Annotated in this window: 18 protein-coding genes; 9 read left to right on the top strand and 9 right to left on the bottom strand. The window is 69.3% G+C overall.

The features are described 5' to 3' along the window. Window positions 1–5 precede the first annotated feature (5 nt). The 4 genes from nrdI (at window position 6) to NFX31_RS12050 (ending at window position 4,481) form a co-directional block, all read left to right on the top strand. A complete protein-coding gene (gene nrdI, locus NFX31_RS12065; protein WP_045251248.1) occupies window positions 6–443 on the top strand; it encodes a class Ib ribonucleoside-diphosphate reductase assembly flavoprotein NrdI in 438 nt (145 codons plus the stop codon). Then, a complete protein-coding gene (gene nrdE / locus NFX31_RS12060; protein ID WP_045251247.1) occupies window positions 425–2,584 on the top strand; it encodes a class 1b ribonucleoside-diphosphate reductase subunit alpha in 2,160 nt (719 codons plus the stop codon). The genes nrdI and nrdE overlap by 19 nt, the downstream gene beginning before the upstream one ends. A gap of 43 nt (window positions 2,585–2,627) precedes the next feature. Further along, entirely contained in the window at window positions 2,628–3,605 is a 978-nt protein-coding gene (gene nrdF, locus NFX31_RS12055) for a class 1b ribonucleoside-diphosphate reductase subunit beta (protein ID WP_045251246.1), read from the top strand. Between the two features lie 117 nt (window positions 3,606–3,722). Further along, window positions 3,723–4,481: a patatin-like phospholipase family protein gene (locus NFX31_RS12050; protein WP_262955833.1), complete on the top strand. Its 759-nt coding sequence runs from the start codon at window positions 3,723–3,725 to the stop codon at window positions 4,479–4,481. A 9-nt stretch (window positions 4,482–4,490) separates the two neighbouring features. On the opposite strand, the gene NFX31_RS12045 is transcribed toward NFX31_RS12050, so the two are convergent. After that, window positions 4,491–5,591, bottom strand: a complete 1,101-nt coding sequence (locus tag NFX31_RS12045; RefSeq protein ID WP_262955832.1) for a serine hydrolase domain-containing protein — start codon at window positions 5,589–5,591, stop codon at window positions 4,491–4,493. 178 nt (window positions 5,592–5,769) lie between these two features. Here NFX31_RS12045 and NFX31_RS12040 point away from each other — a divergent pair, with 178 nt between their 5' ends. Next, window positions 5,770–5,976, top strand: a complete 207-nt coding sequence (locus NFX31_RS12040) for a DUF6458 family protein (RefSeq protein ID WP_045251244.1) — start codon at window positions 5,770–5,772, stop codon at window positions 5,974–5,976. Between the two features lie 55 nt (window positions 5,977–6,031). Here the strand turns inward: NFX31_RS12040 and NFX31_RS12035 are convergent, their stop codons facing one another. The 4 genes from NFX31_RS12035 to NFX31_RS12020 all read right to left on the bottom strand — a co-directional run bounded on the left by NFX31_RS12035 (window position 6,032) and on the right by NFX31_RS12020 (window position 10,077). Continuing rightward, complete coding sequence (locus NFX31_RS12035) at window positions 6,032–6,316, bottom strand: hypothetical protein (protein WP_262955831.1); 285 nt, start codon at window positions 6,314–6,316, stop codon at window positions 6,032–6,034. A gap of 10 nt (window positions 6,317–6,326) precedes the next feature. Continuing rightward, complete coding sequence (gene pgi, locus NFX31_RS12030; protein WP_262955830.1) at window positions 6,327–8,006, bottom strand: glucose-6-phosphate isomerase; 1,680 nt, start codon at window positions 8,004–8,006, stop codon at window positions 6,327–6,329. A 94-nt stretch (window positions 8,007–8,100) separates the two neighbouring features. Continuing rightward, entirely contained in the window at window positions 8,101–8,481 is a 381-nt protein-coding gene (locus NFX31_RS12025; RefSeq protein ID WP_045251241.1) for a VOC family protein, read from the bottom strand. Window positions 8,482–8,586: 105 nt separating this feature from the next. Then, window positions 8,587–10,077 carry an amino acid permease gene (locus NFX31_RS12020; RefSeq protein ID WP_248700474.1) on the bottom strand — a complete coding sequence of 497 codons (1,491 nt, stop codon included), beginning with the start codon at window positions 10,075–10,077 and terminating at the stop codon, window positions 8,587–8,589. Window positions 10,078–10,303: 226 nt separating this feature from the next. Here NFX31_RS12020 and NFX31_RS12015 point away from each other — a divergent pair, with 226 nt between their 5' ends. Genes NFX31_RS12015 through NFX31_RS12000 form a run of 4 tightly spaced genes read left to right on the top strand, consistent with a single transcriptional unit; the run spans window position 10,304 to window position 14,049 of the window. Beyond that, window positions 10,304–11,722, top strand: coding sequence for a DUF2252 domain-containing protein (locus NFX31_RS12015; RefSeq protein ID WP_262955829.1), 1,419 nt, complete (start codon window positions 10,304–10,306; stop codon window positions 11,720–11,722). After that, window positions 11,719–12,648, top strand: a complete 930-nt coding sequence (locus tag NFX31_RS12010; protein ID WP_045251239.1) for an aldo/keto reductase — start codon at window positions 11,719–11,721, stop codon at window positions 12,646–12,648. The genes NFX31_RS12015 and NFX31_RS12010 overlap by 4 nt, the downstream gene beginning before the upstream one ends. A gap of 43 nt (window positions 12,649–12,691) precedes the next feature. After that, window positions 12,692–13,063, top strand: coding sequence for a PLD nuclease N-terminal domain-containing protein (locus NFX31_RS12005; protein ID WP_262955828.1), 372 nt, complete (start codon window positions 12,692–12,694; stop codon window positions 13,061–13,063). After that, complete coding sequence (locus NFX31_RS12000; RefSeq protein ID WP_091479159.1) at window positions 13,060–14,049, top strand: epimerase; 990 nt, start codon at window positions 13,060–13,062, stop codon at window positions 14,047–14,049. The genes NFX31_RS12005 and NFX31_RS12000 overlap by 4 nt, the downstream gene beginning before the upstream one ends. 4 nt (window positions 14,050–14,053) lie before the next feature. Here NFX31_RS12000 and NFX31_RS11995 read toward each other — a convergent pair whose 3' ends face one another. The 4 genes from NFX31_RS11995 to NFX31_RS11980 all read right to left on the bottom strand — a co-directional run bounded on the left by NFX31_RS11995 (window position 14,054) and on the right by NFX31_RS11980 (window position 17,583). Next, complete coding sequence (locus tag NFX31_RS11995) at window positions 14,054–15,031, bottom strand: epimerase (RefSeq protein WP_262955827.1); 978 nt, start codon at window positions 15,029–15,031, stop codon at window positions 14,054–14,056. A gap of 138 nt (window positions 15,032–15,169) precedes the next feature. After that, window positions 15,170–15,568, bottom strand: coding sequence for a hypothetical protein (locus NFX31_RS11990; protein WP_262955826.1), 399 nt, complete (start codon window positions 15,566–15,568; stop codon window positions 15,170–15,172). Window positions 15,569–15,625: 57 nt separating this feature from the next. Continuing rightward, entirely contained in the window at window positions 15,626–16,540 is a 915-nt protein-coding gene (locus NFX31_RS11985; RefSeq protein ID WP_262955825.1) for an NYN domain-containing protein, read from the bottom strand. Window positions 16,541–16,560: 20 nt separating this feature from the next. Continuing rightward, the gene (locus tag NFX31_RS11980; protein WP_262955824.1) at window positions 16,561–17,583 is read right to left on the bottom strand and encodes a Gfo/Idh/MocA family protein; all 1,023 of its coding nucleotides are present in this window, start codon (window positions 17,581–17,583) and stop codon (window positions 16,561–16,563) included. Between the last annotated feature and the right edge of the window lies 1 nt (window position 17,584).

The following is a 17,584-nucleotide window of genomic DNA, read 5'->3' as shown; positions in this document are numbered from 1 at the left end:
ATCTCATGAACGCCGCCACTGCGACCGTCGCGCCGCTGCTGGTCTACTTCTCGAGCATCTCGGGCAACACGGCCCGGTTCATCGAGAAGCTCGGCCTTCCGGCGCGGCGGATCCCGCTGCACAGCACGGACGAGCCGCTCGTCGTCGACGAGCCGTTCGTGCTGGTCACGCCGACCTACGGCGGGGGACAGGGCCGCGGCGTCGAGAAGGGCGCCGTGCCGAAGCAGGTCATCCGGTTCCTCAACGACGAGCGAAACCGGCGACACATCCGCGGAGTGATCTCCGCAGGCAACACCAACTTCGGCGACGCGTTCTGCGCCGCCGGTGACATCATCAGCCGCAAGTGCCACGTGCCCCACTTGTACCGGCTTGAGATCTACGGCACACAGGACGACGTCGATCGCGTGAGCGACGGATTGGAACGATGGTGGACGCAGCAGTGAAGGAAGAGGCGGCCTACAAGGTCAACCAGGCGTACGAGGGGCTGGACTACCACGCCCTGAATGCGATGCTGAACCTGTACGACGCGAACGGGAAGATCCAGTTCGACGCCGACAAGCGGGCCGCGCGGGAGTACTTCCTGCAGCACGTGAACCAGAACACGGTGTTCTTCCACTCGCTCAAGGAGCGCCTGGACTACCTCGTCGAGAAGGAGTACTACGAGGGCGCCGTCCTGGAGAAGTACTCGTTCGACTTCATCCAGCAGCTCAACGAGTTCGCCTACTCGAAGAAGTTCCGCTTCGAGACGTTCCTCGGCGCGTTCAAGTACTACACCAGCTACACGCTGAAGACCTTCGACGGCAAGCGCTACCTGGAGCGCTTCGAGGACCGCGTCGTGATGACCGCCCTCGCCCTCGCCGACGGTGACGAGGCCGTCGCGAAGAACCTCGTCGAGGAGATCATCTCCGGCCGGTTCCAGCCGGCGACCCCGACCTTCCTCAACGCGGGCAAGGCCCAGCGCGGCGAGCTCGTCAGCTGCTTCCTGCTGCGCATCGAGGACAACATGGAGTCGATCGCCCGCGGCATCAACTCCGCCCTGCAGCTCTCGAAGCGCGGCGGTGGCGTGGCGCTCCTGCTGAGCAACATCCGCGAGTCCGGTGCACCGATCAAGCAGATCGAGAACCAGTCCTCCGGCATCATCCCCGTCATGAAGCTGCTCGAAGACAGCTTCAGCTACGCCAACCAGCTCGGTGCGCGTCAGGGCGCCGGTGCGGTGTACCTGAACGCCCACCACCCCGACATCATGCGGTTCCTCGACACCAAGCGCGAGAACGCCGACGAGAAGATCCGCATCAAGACGCTGTCGCTCGGCGTCGTCGTGCCGGACATCACGTTCGAGCTCGCCAAGAACGGCGAGGACATGTACCTGTTCTCCCCGTACGACGTGGAGCGCGTCTACGGCGTGCCGTTCGGCGACATCTCGGTCACCGAGAAGTACCGCGAGATGGTCGACGACCCGCGGATCAAGAAGACCAAGATCAATGCGCGCGAGTTCTTCCAGACGATCGCCGAGATCCAGTTCGAGTCGGGCTACCCGTACATCATGTTCGAGGACACGGTGAACAAGGCCAACCCGATCAAGGGCCGCATCAACATGTCCAACCTCTGCAGCGAGATCCTGCAGGTGAACACGCCGACGACGTACAACGAGGACCTCTCGTACGCCCAGATCGGCAAGGACATCTCCTGCAACCTCGGCTCGATGAACATCGCGCTCGCGATGGACGGCGGCGACCTGGGCGCGACCGTGGAGACCGCGATCCGCGGCCTCACCGCGGTGAGCAACCAGAGCCACATCGCCTCGGTGCGCTCGATCGAGGACGGCAACGACCGTTCGCACGCGATCGGCCTCGGCCAGATGAACCTGCACGGCTACCTCGCCCGCGAGCACGTCTACTACGGGTCCGAAGAGGGCGTCGACTTCACGAACATCTACTTCTACACGGTGCTGTTCCACGCCCTGCGGGCGTCGAACAAGCTCGCGATCGAGCGCGGCACCGCCTTCGACGGGTTCGAGGACTCGACCTACGCATCCGGCACGTTCTTCGACAAGTACATCGATCAGGAGTGGGTGCCGGCCACCGCGAAGGTCGCCGAGCTGTTCGCCGGTCACCACATCCCCACGCAGGCCGACTGGGTCGAGCTGAAGGAGTCCATCCAGAAGCACGGCATCTACAACCAGAACCTGCAGGCCGTGCCGCCGACCGGATCCATCTCCTACATCAACAACTCGACGAGCTCGATCCACCCGATCGCGTCGAAGATCGAGATCCGCAAGGAAGGCAAGCTCGGTCGCGTCTACTACCCGGCGGCGTTCATGACGAACGACAACCTGGAGTACTACCAGGACGCGTACGAGATCGGCTACGAGAAGGTCATCGACACGTACGCCGCGGCCACGCAGCACGTGGACCAGGGCCTGTCGCTCACGCTGTTCTTCAAGGACACCGCGACCACCCGCGACATCAACAAGGCTCAGATCTACGCCTGGCGCAAGGGCATCAAGACGATCTACTACATCCGGCTGCGTCAGCTCGCCCTCGAGGGCACCGACATGACCGAGTGCGTCAGCTGCATGCTGTGATGCTCTGGGCTCCGCATCGTTCCACGACCGACTTAGGAAAGAAATGACCCCCGAACCGCTCAAGCTGGTCGACCGCGTGCAGGCGATCAACTGGAACCGCATCCAGGACGACAAGGACCTCGAGGTCTGGAACCGTCTGGTGAACAACTTCTGGCTGCCCGAGAAGGTGCCGCTGTCCAACGACATCCAGTCGTGGAACACGCTCACCCCCGAGGAGCAGACCCTCACCATGCGCGTGTTCACCGGCCTGACGCTGCTGGACACGATCCAGGGCACGGTCGGTGCCGTCTCCCTCATCCCCGATGCGATCACCCCGCACGAGGAGGCCGTCTACACGAACATCGCGTTCATGGAGTCGGTGCACGCGAAGAGCTACTCCTCGATCTTCTCGACGCTGTGCTCGACGAAGGAGATCGACGAGGCCTTCCGCTGGTCCGTGGAGAACCCGAACCTTCAGAAGAAGGCTCAGATCGTCATGGACTACTACCGCGGGGACGAGCCGCTCAAGCGCAAGGTCGCCTCGACCCTGCTGGAGAGCTTCCTGTTCTACTCGGGGTTCTACCTTCCGATGCACTGGTCGTCGCGGGCGAAGCTCACTAACACGGCCGACCTCATCCGCCTCATCATCCGTGACGAGGCCGTGCACGGGTACTACATCGGCTACAAGTTCCAGCGCGGTCTCGAGACGCTCGATCAGGCCAAGAAGGACGAGCTGAAGGACTACACCTTCTCGCTGCTCTACGAGCTCTACGACAACGAGGTGCAGTACACGCAGGATCTGTACGACGAGGTCGGTCTCACCGAGGACGTCAAGCGCTTCCTGCACTACAACGCGAACAAGGCGCTGATGAACCTCGGCTACGAGGCGATGTTCCCGGCCGCCGTCACCAACGTGAACCCGGCGATCCTGTCGGCGCTCTCGCCCAACGCGGACGAGAACCACGACTTCTTCTCGGGATCCGGATCCTCCTACGTCATCGGCAAGGCCGAGGCCACCGAGGACGAGGACTGGGACTTCTGAGTCGCTGTCCATGAAAGGGCCCGGATCCGCCTGCGCGCGGATCCGGGCCCTTCCTGTCCCAGCGTGCGCGAAGGTGCCTGCTGATAGCGTCGCGGCAACACCCACGACGGGAGGACCGTGACCGACGACCCGACCCTCGGCCTCACGCTCAGCGGCGGCGGCGCCTACGGCGCTGCGCAGGCCGGAGTGCTGCAGGTGCTCGCCGAGCGCGGCATCCGCCCCGGCATCGTCGCGGGCACGAGCGCCGGAGCGCTGCTCGGCGCCGCCTACGCCGCCGGGATCGGCGCCGACGCGATCGAGCACGCGGTGCGCCGGTTCCGCTGGAGCGCGATCGCCCGGTGGTCATTTCGGCCGCGCTGGGGACTGCTCGACACCCACGCGGTGACCGACGCGATCCACCGCATCCTCGGCCACGATCCTCTGATCGAGGAGCTGCCGCGGCGCTTCGGGGCGTATGCGACCGATCTGCGCACCCGGCGCGGCGTGATCCTCGACCGCGGACCGCTCAGCACGGCGCTGCGCTCGACAATCGCCGTGCCCGGCGTGCTGCCCCCGGTCCGACGCGACGGCGCCGTGCTCGCCGACGGCGGGATGATCGACAACGTGCCGGAGAGGGTGACACGCGCTCTCGGCGCGGAGCGCACGATCGTGGTGCGGCTCCATGCGAAGTGGGAGAACGTCCGCATGATGCGCACGGTCACTGCCACCGCGGACCTCGTCGCCGATCCCACGGTGATCCTCATCCAGCCCGAGATGGAGCGGATGGCGCAGTGGGTGACGAAGGACGTGCCGCGGCTCATCGCGGAGGGTCGTCGCGCGGCCGAGTCGGCGCTCGACGCCGCGGATCGCGACGGGCGACTGCTCGCGATCGGATAGTCGCGGGGGTCAGGCGAGGTCGGTGAAGAGCCGCATCGCCTGCGGACCCATCTCGATCTGGGTCAGGATCACCCGGAACGATCCGTCCGGATCGATGTACACGTCGGTGCCGAGGCCGCCCGACCATCCGTAGCGCCCCCGGTGCGGGCCCTCCGTCTGCACGGCGACGCCGTATCCCCACCCCATGCCGTCCCAGAAACCCGGGAAGAAGCTGTCCGGCGTCTTGAGGCGCGGAGGGATGCGGTCGGTCCGCATCTCGTCGAGGAGGCGTGGCTCGACGACGAGGCGGTCCCCGAAGCGACCGCCCGCAGCCAGCATGCGGGCGAACGCGGCGTAGTCGGACGCCGTCGAGACCAGCTCCGCGTGGCTCAGGTCGAACGGTGCCGGCGCCATGTAGAAGCCGTCCCCGGCGGGCTCGATCGGGATCAGGGGGCCGTCTTCGCCGTGGCGGAACGCGGCAGGGAGGCGGTGCGCCTGCGGTCGGGGGACCGTGTATCCCGTGTCGACCATGCCGAGGGGCTCGAAGAGGTCCTCGGCGAGGTGCTCCTCCAGCGACCGCCCCACCACGCGGCCGAGGAGGATCCCCAGGACGCCGAAGGAGTGGTGGTACCGCCAGCCCTCGCCCGGCGAGAACATGAGCGGGAGCGCGGCCAGGGCGTCGAGCCAGTCCTGCGCGCCCAGGGCGACGGCGTCCTGGCTCGCCTGCGTGCGATTGGCGACCATCGCGTCGCGCAGAGGGCCCGGCGTCGTGGTCATGCCGTACCCGGAGGTGTTCGTCAGCAGGTGCCGCACGGTGATGGGCGAGGTCGCGGGAACGACATCGTCCAGCGCCGAGTCGGGTGTGCGCAGCACCCTCCGATCCGCCAGCTCGGGCATCCAGCGCTCGACCGGCGCGTCGAGGTCGAGTCGTCCGTCCTGCACGAGACGCAGCGTCGCCACCGCGAGCACCGGCTTCGTCATCGACTGGATGCGCACGATGGCATCGTCGCCGAAGTCTCCGGCGGAGACCACGTCGAGGCGCCCTGAGGCGTCGCCGTCGGCGACCACGATCCCGGGCGCCGTGCCCTGCGCGACGTGCCGCTCGATGATCTCCTGCACCTGTGACGTCATCCTCGTCCTCCCTCGCGCCGGCCTGCCGCCCACCCTATGACGCCGCGGATCGCGGGCTCTTGCGGAGGGGGCGGATCCAGACCTGTCGTGCCGTTGTCAAGCCCCTGCCGTGCGCATCGGGTCGCGCCTAGCGTGAGGGGTCGACGGCACCCGGCCGCGGAACGGAGGCTAGAACCTCATGGGTATGGGAGTGGGCATCGTCCTCTTCGTCATCGGCGCGATCCTGGAGTTCGCGCTGCGCATCGACGTCACCTGGATCGACGTGCATCTGGTCGGCTACATCCTGATGATCGCCGGTGCGGTCGTCTTCCTGCTGAGCCTCATCCTGCTGCTCGTGCGACGCGGTCGTCGCACCGGGCCGGTGAACGACGAGGAACTGCTCTGAGGAGCCGGCGGAGCGGGCGGGGCGACGCAGCGGCGAGGGATGCGATCCCGCGTCGTCACAGGCCGCGGTGCGCGGCCCAGCGCCGACCCGCCCCGGTCGCCGCGCTCGTGATGAGGGCGTCGATCTCGGGGGAGCGCCGCACCGGGAACGACACGTAGGCGCCGCGTCCGCCGGCGACGGGGCGACCGTACGCCTTCGCCGCCAGCGTCCCGTCGGGGAGCAGCCTCACGGTCAGGGACTGCAGCTCGAAGCGCTCACCACGCCGCTCGTCCTCCCACCGCAGCGCCGGCGGGATCGCGACGTTCAGTGCGAGCGCGCCGATCTCGACGTCGTCGCCCACCGCCGCGCCCTCAGGCCTTCCGGTGCTCGTGGTAGTAGGCGAGCAGGGCGCGAGTGGAGGGATCCTGCGCCGCGATCGCATCCTGGTCGCCCTCGATGGCGGGCGCGATCTGCAGGGCGAGCTGCTTGCCCAGCTCGACGCCCCACTGGTCGAAGGAGTTGATGCCCCAGACCGCCCCCTGCGTGAAGGTGATGTGCTCGTACAGTGCGATCAGCTGACCCAGCACCGCGGGCGTGAGCGCGTCCGCGAAGATCGAGGTCGTCGGCCGGTTTCCGGGGAAGGTCCGGGCGGCCACCAGCGCGCCCGTAGTGCCCTCGGCCTCCACCTCGGCCGCGGTCTTGCCGAAGGCGAGCGCCTTGGTCTGCGCGAGGAAGTTGGCCAGGAACAGCCCGTGCACGTCGCGACCGTCATCGGAGAGCGGATAGGCGGGGTTCACGAAGGCGATGAAATCGGCCGGGATCAGCCGCGTGCCCTGGTGGATGAGCTGGTAGAACGCGTGCTGCCCGTTCGTGCCCGGTTCGCCCCAGAACACCTCTCCGGTGTCGGTCGTGACCGGCGAGCCGTCCCAGCGCACCGACTTTCCGTTCGACTCCATCGTGAGCTGCTGCAGGTAGGCGGGGAATCGGCTCAGCTGCTGCGCATAAGGCAGCACGGCGTGCGACTGCGCGCCGAGGAAGTTCGTGTACCAGACGTTCAGCAGGCCCATGAGCACCGGCACGTTGCGCTCCAGGGGGGTGGTCCGCACGTGCTCGTCGACGGCGTGGAATCCGGCGAGGAGGTCGCGGAACACCTCGGGGCCGAACGCGATCGCGAGCGACAGCCCGATCGCGCTGTCCACCGAGTAGCGGCCTCCGACCCAGTCCCAGAAGCCGAACGCGTTGGCGGGATCGATGCCGAAGGCGGCGACCCGGTCGAGCGCCGTGGAGACCGCGACGAAGTGATGCGCGACCGCGGTGCCGCGGGCCTCGTCGGTGCTCACGTCCACGCCCGCGGCGCCGAGCCGCTCCCAGAGCCAGTCGCGCGCCAGTCGCGCATTGGTCAGCGTCTCGAGGGTGGTGAACGTCTTCGACGCGACGATGAACAGCGTCGTCTCCGGATCCAGGTCCGCCGTCTTCTCCGCCATGTCCGTCGGGTCGATGTTCGACACGAACCGTGCCTGGATCCCGCTGCCGTAGGGCTTGAGCGCCTCGTAGACCATGACCGGCCCGAGGTCGGATCCGCCGATGCCGATGTTCACGACGTGGGTGACCTTCTTGCCGGTCACGCCGCGCCATTCGCCCGAGCGCACCCGGTCGGCGAAGGCGCCGAGCGCGTCGAGCACCTCGTGCACGTCGTGGTCCACGTGCTGGCCGTCGACGACCAGCTCCGGAGACGCTCCTGCGGGACGGCGAAGGGCGGTGTGCAGCACCGCGCGGTCCTCGGTCGTGTTGATGTGCACGCCCTCGAGCATCGCGGCGAAGCGCTCGGCGACACCCGTCTGCTCCGCGAGCCGCACCAGGGCGGCGCGCACCTCAGGGGTGATGAGGTTCTTGGACAGATCGACGCGCAGATCGGCCAGATCGAACGTCAGGCTCTCCACGCGCTGCGCATCGTCGGCGAACCAGCCGCGCAGATCAGGGGAGAACGCATCCCGCAGCGCGGTGAGCTCGGTCCAGGCGGAGGTCGAAGAGGCGTCGATCGGGGAGGTCATGTCCTAACGCTAGCGCCGACCGCCGCCTCTGTGCGCGGTGCCGTGCGGAGGGTTCCGAGGCGGACCTGCGCGCGTGCCCGGCCCGCCTCGGAACTCAGGCCTGTTGGCTGCGATCCGGCAGCTGCTGAAGCGTCCAGCGGTTGCCGTCGGGATCCGCGAAGGTGACAAAGCGACCCCACGCGAGCTCGTCCACGCCTTCCGCCTCCACCCCGAGTCCGCGCAGGTGCGCGAGCGCCTCATCCGCGTCGGGCACGACGACCTGGATCGTGTTCTGCTTGCCCGGCTCGAGGTCGATCCCGAGGTTGGTGCCGAACGCGATCGAGCAGGCCGAGCCGGGAGGCGTCATCTGCACGAACCGCAGCCCGTCGAAAGGCGTCTGGTCGTGATCCGGGTTGAAGCCGATGCGCTCGTAGAACTCCTTCGAACGGTCGACGTCGGTGACCGGCACGAAGATGAGCTCGATCTTCCAGTCCATGCTGCACGCTCCTTCGAGTGGGGAAATCGTGGCGGCGGATCCGCCGTCGGGGTCGACGCTACGCCGGGCCTCCGACATCGCGGCGGGAGCAGGACGGTGAAAGCCTCAGTCCCCGTCGCGCAGGGCCTCGGTCGCCTGGCGATGCGGCAGGACGGGGTGCATGCCGGTGTAGCCCTCGCGCTCGCCGGCGGCGGCGAGAATGCGCTTGCGCGCGGCGATCCAGCCCACGATGAGCGCGGGGATGATCGCCACGAGCGAGAGCAGCACCCAGCGCCCGGTCTCGGTGAATCCCATCGTGACGAGCACGAAGACCAGGAACGCGAGCGTGAGGTAGCCGGTGTACGGGGCGCCGAACATCCGGAACGACGGACGCTCCAGCACGCCCTTCTTCGCCAGGGCGTGCAGGCGGAGCTGGCAGAGGATGATCGTCGCCCAGCCTCCGATGATGCCGAGCGCGGAGACCTCGAGCACGATCTCGAACGCCTGCGACGGGACGACCGCGTTGAGCACCACACCGGCGAGCGTGATGACCGAGGTGAGCAGGATCCCGCCGTACGGCACGCCGTTGCGGCTCATCCGGGCGGTGAAGCGGGGCGCCGAGCCGTTGACCGACATCGAGCGCAGGATCCGTCCCGTCGAGTACAGGCCCGCGTTGAGGCTGGACAGTGCGGCCGTGAGCACGACGAAGTTCATCACGGAGCCGGCGACCGCGCCGGTCTCGGCGCCGCCCAGGTGCGAGAAGAACGTGACGAACGGCGACTCGCCGGCCTTGTAGGTGCTGAAGGGCAGCAGCAGCGACAGCAGCAGGATGGAGCCGACGTAGAAGATCGCGATCCGGATGACGACCGTGTTGATCGCGCGGGGCATGACCTTCGCGGGTTCGGCCGTCTCGCCCGCGGCCGTGCCGATGAGCTCGATCGAGGCGTACGCGAACACCACGCCGGAGATGGCGATGAGGGGCGCGAACAGACCCATCGGGAAGAGCCCTCCGTGCTCGGCGAGGATCGAGAAGCCGGTCGGGCCCACGTCGGTCGGCGCCCGCAGGATGAGGATGACCGTGCCGACGACGAGGAACGCCACGAGCGCCACGACCTTGATCATCGCGAACCAGAACTCCATCTCGCCGAACACCTTCACGCTGACGAGGTTGAGCGAGAGCACCACGACCAGTGCGATGAGGGCGATGAGCCACTGCGGCACGGCCTGCAGCGGAGGCCAGTAGTGCGCCCAGAACTTCACGTACAGGGCGGCGGCGGTCACGTCGACGATCGAGGTCATCGCCCAGTTCAGGAAGTACAGCCAGCCGCTCACGAAGGCGACCTTCTCGCCGTAGAACTCGCGGGCGTAGGAGACGAAGGATCCGGAGGAGGGGCGGTGCAGCACCAGCTCGCCGAGCGCGCGCAGGATGAGGAAGGCGAAGAACCCGCACAGCGCGTAGACGAGGATCAGGGCCGGCCCGCTCGAGGCGAGGCGGCCGCCCGCCCCCATGAACAGGCCCGTGCCGATGGCGCCGCCGATCGCGATCATCTGGATCTGCCGGGGCTTGAGCGCCTTGTGGTAGCCGGCCTCCTCGCTGGAGAAGTCCTCGACGGCCATGAGGCGGTCGCCCGTCAGTTCGCGCTCGTTCTCGAGGGCGTCCTCGGGATCGCGGGGTCGACCCGGGATCTGATCGCTCATTGCGATGCCTTTCGTCGTGGCCGCCCCGGGACGACAGCCGTTCACTGGTGCATCCGCGATCTTCCCCCCGATCCCGTGCGCAGGGCAACGAACGAACCGGCGCGGCGCCGTTCCGGCGACCGAGGCGTCCGCGCGACAATGAGCCATGACCGAAACCAGCGTCGTCGGCGACAGCATGCTCACCCGGGCCGAAGGGCTCGCCGCGGGGCGCGCGGCGCGCACGCGCGTCCCGCGTGCGGAGCTGGCGGCCCTGACCACGGACGGACGAGATCCGCTCGCGATCCTCGACCATCAGAACCGCACGCGCGTGCCGGAGCTGATCCCGCTGCGCACCGAGCGCATGGCGGCCAGCCCGTTCGCCTTCTTCCGCGGCACGGCGGCGATCATGGCCGCGGACTTCGCCCGGGAGCCGCACACCGGGATCCTCGTGCCGTCCTGCGGTGACGCGCACATCGGCAACTTCGGATTCTTCGCATCGCCGCAACGCACGCTGCTGTTCGACCTGAACGACTTCGACGAGGCGGCATGGGCGCCGTGGGAGTGGGATCTGAAGCGACTCGTCGCCAGCGTCGTGATCGGCGCGCGCGAGACCCGGGGGCAGGAGCTCGCCGATACGGCGGCGCGGCAGAGCGTCCTGGCCTACGTGCGGGCGCTGACCGCGGCGGTGCGGGCGGATCCGCTGCAGCGCTACTTCGCGCACTTCGACGCGGAGGCCAGCAGGACGGGGCTCGACGTCGATTCGCAGCGCACCCTGCAGAAGGCGATCTCCGCGGCGGAGAAGCGTACCGGGGCGCGCGCGGCGCGCAAGCTCACGGTGCAGGGCGACGACGGCCATCTGCGGTTCATCGAGCAGCCGCCGGTCATGACGCACGCCGACCCGGAGATCCGCGAGGTGAGCGACACCGCCTTCGCGGAGTACACGGCGACGGCGAACGTCGACATCCAGCTCCTGCTGCGTCAGTACCGGGTGCGGGATGTGGCCCGCCGTGTGGTCGGAGTCGGCAGCGTCGGCACGCGCTGCTATCTGGCGGTGCTCGGCACGGCCGACGCGGAGCCGCTGCTGCTCCAGGTGAAGGAGGCCGGGCGCAGCGTGCTCGTGGAGTACGGCGGGATCGCTCAGCCGGACGACCTGCAGCAGCGGATCGCCGACGGCGGCGAGGGGGCCAGGGTCGTGGGCGTGCAGCGAGTGTTGCAGGCGTTCTCGGATCCGTTCCTCGGGCACATCAAGGGCGCCGCCGACGACTACTACGTGCGCCAGTTCCACGACATGAAGGGGTCGATCGACACCGACGAGATCGAGGACGAGGGGTACCGCGAGTACGCGGTCGCCTGCGCGATCACACTCGCCCGCGCGCACGCGCAGGCCCCCGCCGCGGCGCAGATCGCCGGTTATGCGGGCAAGGGCGCACGGCTCGCCGATACGCTGGTGGGCTGGGCCAACGCCTACGCCGACCTGGCCGCCGCGGACTACCGCGCGTTCACGGCGCGAGCGGGCGTCCACGCCGCGGCGGAGGCCGCACCGAGCACCGCGCAGGAGGCTGCGCAGAAGGAGAGCAGATCATGAAGCAGGTGCGATTCGGATCCGGATCCGCCCCCGCCGTCGTCGCCGGGATGATGCGCATCGACGGCCGCACGGACGCCCAGATCCGCGAGCTGTACGACACCGCGCGCGCGAGCGGCATCGACTTCTTCGACCACGCCGACATCTACGGCGGCGCGATGCACGTGTGCGAGGACCGGTTCGGCGCGGCGCTGGGCCTGTCGGCTGCGGAGCGCGACGAGATCACGCTGCAGACCAAGTGCGGGATCGTCCCGGCGGAGGGCATGTTCGACTTCTCGTACGCGCACATCATGCGCCAGGTCGAGGGATCCCTGAAGGCGCTGCGCACCGACCGGATCGACGTGCTGCTGCTGCACCGGCCCGACGCTCTCGTCGAGCCGGAGGAGGTCGCCCGCGCCTTCGACGAGCTGCACGCCTCCGGCAAGGTGCGCTCCTTCGGCGTCTCCAACCACACCCCGGGACAGATCGACCTGCTGAAGACCGCCGTCACGCAGCCGCTCGTCGCGAACCAGCTGCAGCTGTCGATCACGCACGCGCCGATCATCGCTCAGCCGATCGCGGCGAACATGGCCGCGCTGGAGCAGAGCGTCGTGCGCGACGGCGGCGGGATCGTGGACTACTGCCGGATCAACGGCATCACGATCCAGGCATGGTCGCCCTACCAGGCGGGCTTCTTCACGGGCGTCTTCCTGGACAACCCCGCCTACCCGGAGCTCAACGCGGCGATCGAACGGATCGCCGCCGTGCACGGGGTCACCCCGATCGGCATCGCGACCGCCTGGATCACCCGGCATCCCGCAGGGATGCAGGTGGTGCTCGGCACGACCACGCCCGCGCGCGTCCAGGAGGCCGCCGACGGTGCGGACGTCGAGCTCAGCCGCGCGGAGTGGTACGAGCTGTTCCGGGCCGCGGGGCACACCCTGCCCTAGCGCGGCGGACCCGGGATCCGCTCCGGTCTGGCAGGCTGTCGTCATGGGCCTGGTGTTCTCGATCCTCGTGCTGGTGCTGATGATCGGCGCGCTCATCGACATCATCACGCGCCGCGACGACCAGGTGAAGCACCTGCCCAAGGTGTTCTGGGTCATCCTCGTGATCATCCTGCCGCTGGCCGGATCCCTGATCTGGTTCCTCGTCGGCCGCGAGTACGACGGGGAGGGGATCCGACTGCCGCGACCGCGCGAGCGCCGCGCCGATCGGCCCGCCACGGCGACGCCCCCGCCGCCGTCCGACACGCGCAGCACCGAGCAGCAGATCGCCGACCTCGACCGCGAGATCGAGGAGTGGCGGCTGCGCGCGGAGATCGAGAAGCGCAAGAAGCAGCAGGGCGAGGAGGGGGCCCGATGAGCGCGGCACCGCGTCTGCGTCGCGCCGTGATCGGCGGCGGCAGCGGCTATCTCGGCACCGCGCTGCGCGACGCCCTGCGTATCGACGGCTTCGACGTGCGCACGATCGGCCGCAGCGGCGCCGACGCCCGATGGGACGATCCCGCCGGGATCCTGCGCCTCGTCGACGGGGCGGATCTCCTGATCGGCCTTGCGGGGCGGCGCATCGACTGCCGCTACACCGATCGCAACCGCGAGGAGATCCTGCGCTCCAGGGTGCGCACCACTGCGGCCCTGCACCGCGCGGTCACCGCCGCGGCGACACCGCCGGCGGTGTGGATGAACGGAAGCTCCGCGACGGCCTACCGCTACTCCCTCGACACGCCGCGCACCGAAGCGGATCCGCTCGAGGAGAAGGGCTTCTCGCCCGATGTGACCCGGGAGTGGGAGGCGGCGCTCTTCACCGGCGAGACCCCGGGAACGCGGCGGATCGCCCTGCGCACCTCGCTCGTGCTCGGGCGCGGCGCGCCCGTGATGGAGATGCTGCTGCGCTTGGCCCGGCTCGGGCTCGGCGGGCCGCAGTACGACGGCTGGTGGTTCCCGCACCGGCGCTACCGGGGGATCGGCGCGCACCCGACCGACCCCGACCGGCCCGACTACGAGCACTCGCGCGGTCGTCAGCGCCTGAGCTGGATGCACGAGCAGGACTTCGTGCAGGCGGTGCGATTCCTCCGCGATCACGACGAGGTCGCGGGTCCGGTGAACATGGCCTCGCCGCACGCCGTCACCAACATCGACCTCATGCGCACCCTGCGGCGCGCCGTGCATGCGCCCTTCGGCCTGCCGGCGCCGCGGTTCGTGCTCGAGCCCGGGATGGCGGTGCTGCGCACGGAGTCGGAGCTCATCCTGAAGAGTCGTTGGGTGCTGCCGCAGGTGCTCGAGGACGCCGGCTACGTTTTCCGGTTCCCTGAGCTGGACGGCGCGGTGCGGGCGATCGTCGGCCGCTGACGCGTCAGTGCGCGGCGGGAGCGGCGAACGACGTGCGGACGGCCTCGTCGAGGTCGGGGTGCGCGAATGCGTAGCCCGCGTCGAGGAGCTTCTCCGGCTCGACCCACCGGCTCTTCAGGATGAGCTCGGTCTCCGTGCCGAGTGCGATCGCGCCGAGTTCGAGCATCCAGCGGGCCGACGGCAGACCGAACGGGACGCCGAGCGCGTGCCGCACCGTCGCCATGAGGGTGCGATTGTCGCTCGCCCGCGGCGCCACCGCGTTCACCGGGCCGTCCACTTCCGGGTGCCGCTCCAGGAAGGCGATGATCCCCGCCAGGTCGTCCACGTGCACCCAGCTGAACCGCTGCCGTCCTCCGCGGGCCCGGAACCCGTGCGCCGTGCCCGCGGCGCGACGGGCGCGCCCGAGGGGCCAATGCCCGTCGTGCTGGGTTCCGCCGAGGCCGAGGCGGGAGAGCGTGCGCAGCGTGTCGAGCACGCCGCCGTCGCCGAGCACGATCGCCGTGCGCAGTGCCACGCGCCGCGTGCCGGGGAGGTCGCCGGCGAACAGCTCCCGCTCCCAGGCCTTCGCCACGTCGACCGAGAAGCCGGTGCCGAGCTCTCCCCGGGTCTCCGTCTGCGGCCCGTCCTCGGCATGTCGGTAGATCGTCGCCGTGGAGGAGTTGATCCAGAGAGGAGGCGGCGTCGCGGCGCGCGCGACCGCCGTGCGCAGCGCGGTGGTGGTCGTCGTGCGCGAGCGGAGGATCTCGGCCCGGTTCGCGGGCGTGTAGCGGCAGTTCACGCTCTTGCCGGCGAGGCCGACCACCAGCCCGGCTCCGTCGACGGCGGCGTCGATGCCGGCCTGGTCGTCCCAGCGCAGGTCGGCGTCGTGCCGGGAAACGGTGATGACCTCCCGTCCGGCGGCCCGCCATCGTCGCGCGAGATCCTGCCCGATGAAGCCCGTGGATCCGCCCAGCACCACCCGGCCGTCGACTCCCTGCGTCATGGCTCCTCCTCGATCCCGTAGCGGAACGTTCCCGAGAGTATCGAACATGTTCAAAAAAAGCGAACAGGTGAGTTTCGGTCCGGGCGACGGTCGGCTGACGGGGAGGCTCTCGCGCCGACCTGATGCGGGGTCGAGGACTCAGGGTGCGGCTGCGCGCCGGCTCGCGCTCCGGCGGTGACCATCGATCGCGCGAACGATCGGCTCGATGAGCTCAGACAATTCACCGGGCGCTCCGTCTTCGGCGAGGCGCGTGACGAGTGCCTGTTTCGCGGCCACCCGGTCGACAACATCGGGTATCTCGAACGCGAGCACGTCGAAGTCCCGCGCGTCGTAGCCCGACACTTCTGCTCGCACGCGGCCAAGCAGAGGATCCTCACTCGCGAGATGCAGATGTGCGCGCAACTCCGGATCGAACCCCGTGCCGCCCACGTACGCGATCTCCGCGGTGACGACGTCGATCCAGACATAGAGCCAGGATCCGCTCGGCTGCACACGACCGTCGCGGACGGTGACGACGCGAGGGGTATCGTGGTTCATCCGCAAACCCTAGCGGGCGTCTGCCGATATCGTCCGCGAACGGTCAGCCGACCGCGGTCAGCTCTCGATCAGGCGCACGAGACGCTCGTGGCCGGACTCCTCCAGCTCGGCGATGTCGGAGCGCGACTTCAGGAACGCGTTGAAGGACCGGTAGCCGAGGGCCTTCTCGCTGAACGAGGGGTCCATGCGGCGCATCTGCGTCTTCACGGCGGAGCTGTGCAGCCACTCGTCGCCGTCGCTCTTGTCGTGGCCGAGCCGCAGCGCGCGCGCCAGCGTCGCCGTGGCCTGCTCCTGGTCGGTGGTGGTGGGCTCTTCCTTCTCCACGGTCGCGCGGGACTGCTTGCGCGCGCTCTGGGTCTGCTTGGCGGCGGGCTTCTTCGGCGCGGCCTCGACGGGCGCGGGGGCGCGCTCGACGCCGGGCAGCGAGTCGTACGCCTCGAACTCGTCGCAGGCGGCCGCCAGCGACTTCGCGGTGGATCCGGCGACGCCCACGCCGATCACGTAGCGGCCGAGCCGCTTGCAGCGCTGGGCCAGCGGGACGTAGTCGCTGTCACCCGCGACGATGACCACGTGGGTGAGGTCGGGGAGGCGGAACATGTCCTCGACGGCGTCCACGGCGAGGCGGATGTCGGCTCCGTTCTTCGCGTACGCCGCAGCGGGGAAGAGCTGGACGAGGTCGACCGCGCGGGCCACGAGCTGCGAGCGGTACTCGGCGTTCACCGGCGAGGACCAGTCGGCGTACGCCCGCGTGAGCACCAGGGTGCCGAACGACGACGCGTAGTCGATGATCGCGCCCACGTCGATCATCGCCGCCTTGAGACGCTCCGCCACCTCGGCGTCGGACGGGTCGTCCTGGATGCGCTGGCGGTCCTTGCTGTACGCGTTGCGTCCGTGCACCCGGTCGTACCAGGAGATGACGATGTTGTCGAAGTCGAGATAGACGGCGACGCGGGTGTCCTGCGGTTCGGCCATGGGTTGTCCTCCGGAATCGGTCAGGCGGCTTCGCCGGGGTAGCGGACGCCGATCTGCGCACGGATGTCGTCGAGAAGGCCCATGATCGCGACCGACTCGGCGACGGGGAGCAGGTCGCTGTCGAGCGTGCCGTCGGCGACGTACCGTTCGGCGGCGAGGGCCTGGTACTGCATCCCGCGGCCACCGCCGCGCCCGTCGGCGGTGGTGCGGCCGTCGAACTCCTCCTGGACGGTGCCGTCGGCCGCGACCACGCGGAACGTCGTCGGCGAGTACCAGACGCGGTCGATCTCGATGCGCGCCCGCGTTCCGAGCACCACGGCGGTGTTGGGCCCGGCCGCGCGCGACGAGGACAGCGTGGTGGAGACCGCGCCGCCGGTGTGCGTCATGATCGTCGCGACCTCGGCGTCGGCTCCGGTCTCGGCGAGACGACCGGTCGCCTGCACGGTGAGGGGCGCGCCGAGCACGTCGTAGACGAACGAGATCGGGTAGATGCCGAGGTCCAGCAGGGCCCCTCCGCCGAGCTCGAGGGCGTTGAGGCGGTGCGCCGGATCGGTCGGCAGCGACTGGGTGTGGTCGGCGGACACGGCCCGGATCTCGCCCAGGACTCCCGCCGCGATGATCTCGCGCAGGCGGACCATGTGCGGCAGATAGCGCGTCCACATCGCCTCCATGACCAGCAGGCCCTTCTCGCGCCCCAGATCCGCGAGATCCTGCGCCTCGGCCCGGTTCAGGGTGAACGCCTTCTCGACGAGCACGTGCTTGCCGTGCTCGAGCGCGAGGCGCGCGTCGGCGTGATGCATCGGATGCGGCGTCGCGACGTAGACGATGTCGACCTCGGGATCCGCCGCGAGGGCCTCGTAGGAGCCGTGCGCCCGGGTGATCCCGTAGCGGGCGGCGAAGGCGTCGGCCGACTCCTGCGACCGGGAGCCGACGGCGACCAGGTCGAGGCCCGCGGTACGCAGGTCGGCGGCGAAGGCGGCGGCGATGCCACCCGTGGCGAGGATGCCCCAGCGCAGCGCTGAGGGGCGAGAGGGGGCGGTCATG

Origin of the sequence: Microbacterium azadirachtae, from assembly GCF_025583665.1 — a bacterium.
Lineage (GTDB): Bacteria > Actinomycetota > Actinomycetes > Actinomycetales > Microbacteriaceae > Microbacterium > Microbacterium azadirachtae.
This window is presented reverse-complemented; position numbering and strand designations above follow the sequence as displayed.

Coding starts and splice junctions, on each gene's coding strand:
- NFX31_RS12020 (WP_248700474.1), bottom strand. CDS start 10,077: ATGGCCGTCGAGGACTTCTCCAGCGAGGAGGCCGGCTACCACAAGGCG.
- NFX31_RS12040 (WP_045251244.1), top strand. CDS start 5,770: ATGGGTATGGGAGTGGGCATCGTCCTCTTCGTCATCGGCGCGATCCTG.
- NFX31_RS11990 (WP_262955826.1), bottom strand. CDS start 15,568: ATGAACCACGATACCCCTCGCGTCGTCACCGTCCGCGACGGTCGTGTG.
- NFX31_RS12005 (WP_262955828.1), top strand. CDS start 12,692: ATGGGCCTGGTGTTCTCGATCCTCGTGCTGGTGCTGATGATCGGCGCG.
- NFX31_RS11980 (WP_262955824.1), bottom strand. CDS start 17,583: ATGACCGCCCCCTCTCGCCCCTCAGCGCTGCGCTGGGGCATCCTCGCC.
- NFX31_RS12000 (WP_091479159.1), top strand. CDS start 13,060: ATGAGCGCGGCACCGCGTCTGCGTCGCGCCGTGATCGGCGGCGGCAGC.
- NFX31_RS12045 (WP_262955832.1), bottom strand. CDS start 5,591: ATGACGTCACAGGTGCAGGAGATCATCGAGCGGCACGTCGCGCAGGGC.
- NFX31_RS11985 (WP_262955825.1), bottom strand. CDS start 16,540: ATGGCCGAACCGCAGGACACCCGCGTCGCCGTCTATCTCGACTTCGAC.
- NFX31_RS12010 (WP_045251239.1), top strand. CDS start 11,719: ATGAAGCAGGTGCGATTCGGATCCGGATCCGCCCCCGCCGTCGTCGCC.
- NFX31_RS11995 (WP_262955827.1), bottom strand. CDS start 15,031: ATGACGCAGGGAGTCGACGGCCGGGTGGTGCTGGGCGGATCCACGGGC.
- nrdE (WP_045251247.1), top strand. CDS start 425: ATGGTGGACGCAGCAGTGAAGGAAGAGGCGGCCTACAAGGTCAACCAG.
- NFX31_RS12025 (WP_045251241.1), bottom strand. CDS start 8,481: ATGGACTGGAAGATCGAGCTCATCTTCGTGCCGGTCACCGACGTCGAC.
- nrdI (WP_045251248.1), top strand. CDS start 6: ATGAACGCCGCCACTGCGACCGTCGCGCCGCTGCTGGTCTACTTCTCG.
- NFX31_RS12015 (WP_262955829.1), top strand. CDS start 10,304: ATGACCGAAACCAGCGTCGTCGGCGACAGCATGCTCACCCGGGCCGAA.
- pgi (WP_262955830.1), bottom strand. CDS start 8,006: ATGACCTCCCCGATCGACGCCTCTTCGACCTCCGCCTGGACCGAGCTC.
- nrdF (WP_045251246.1), top strand. CDS start 2,628: ATGACCCCCGAACCGCTCAAGCTGGTCGACCGCGTGCAGGCGATCAAC.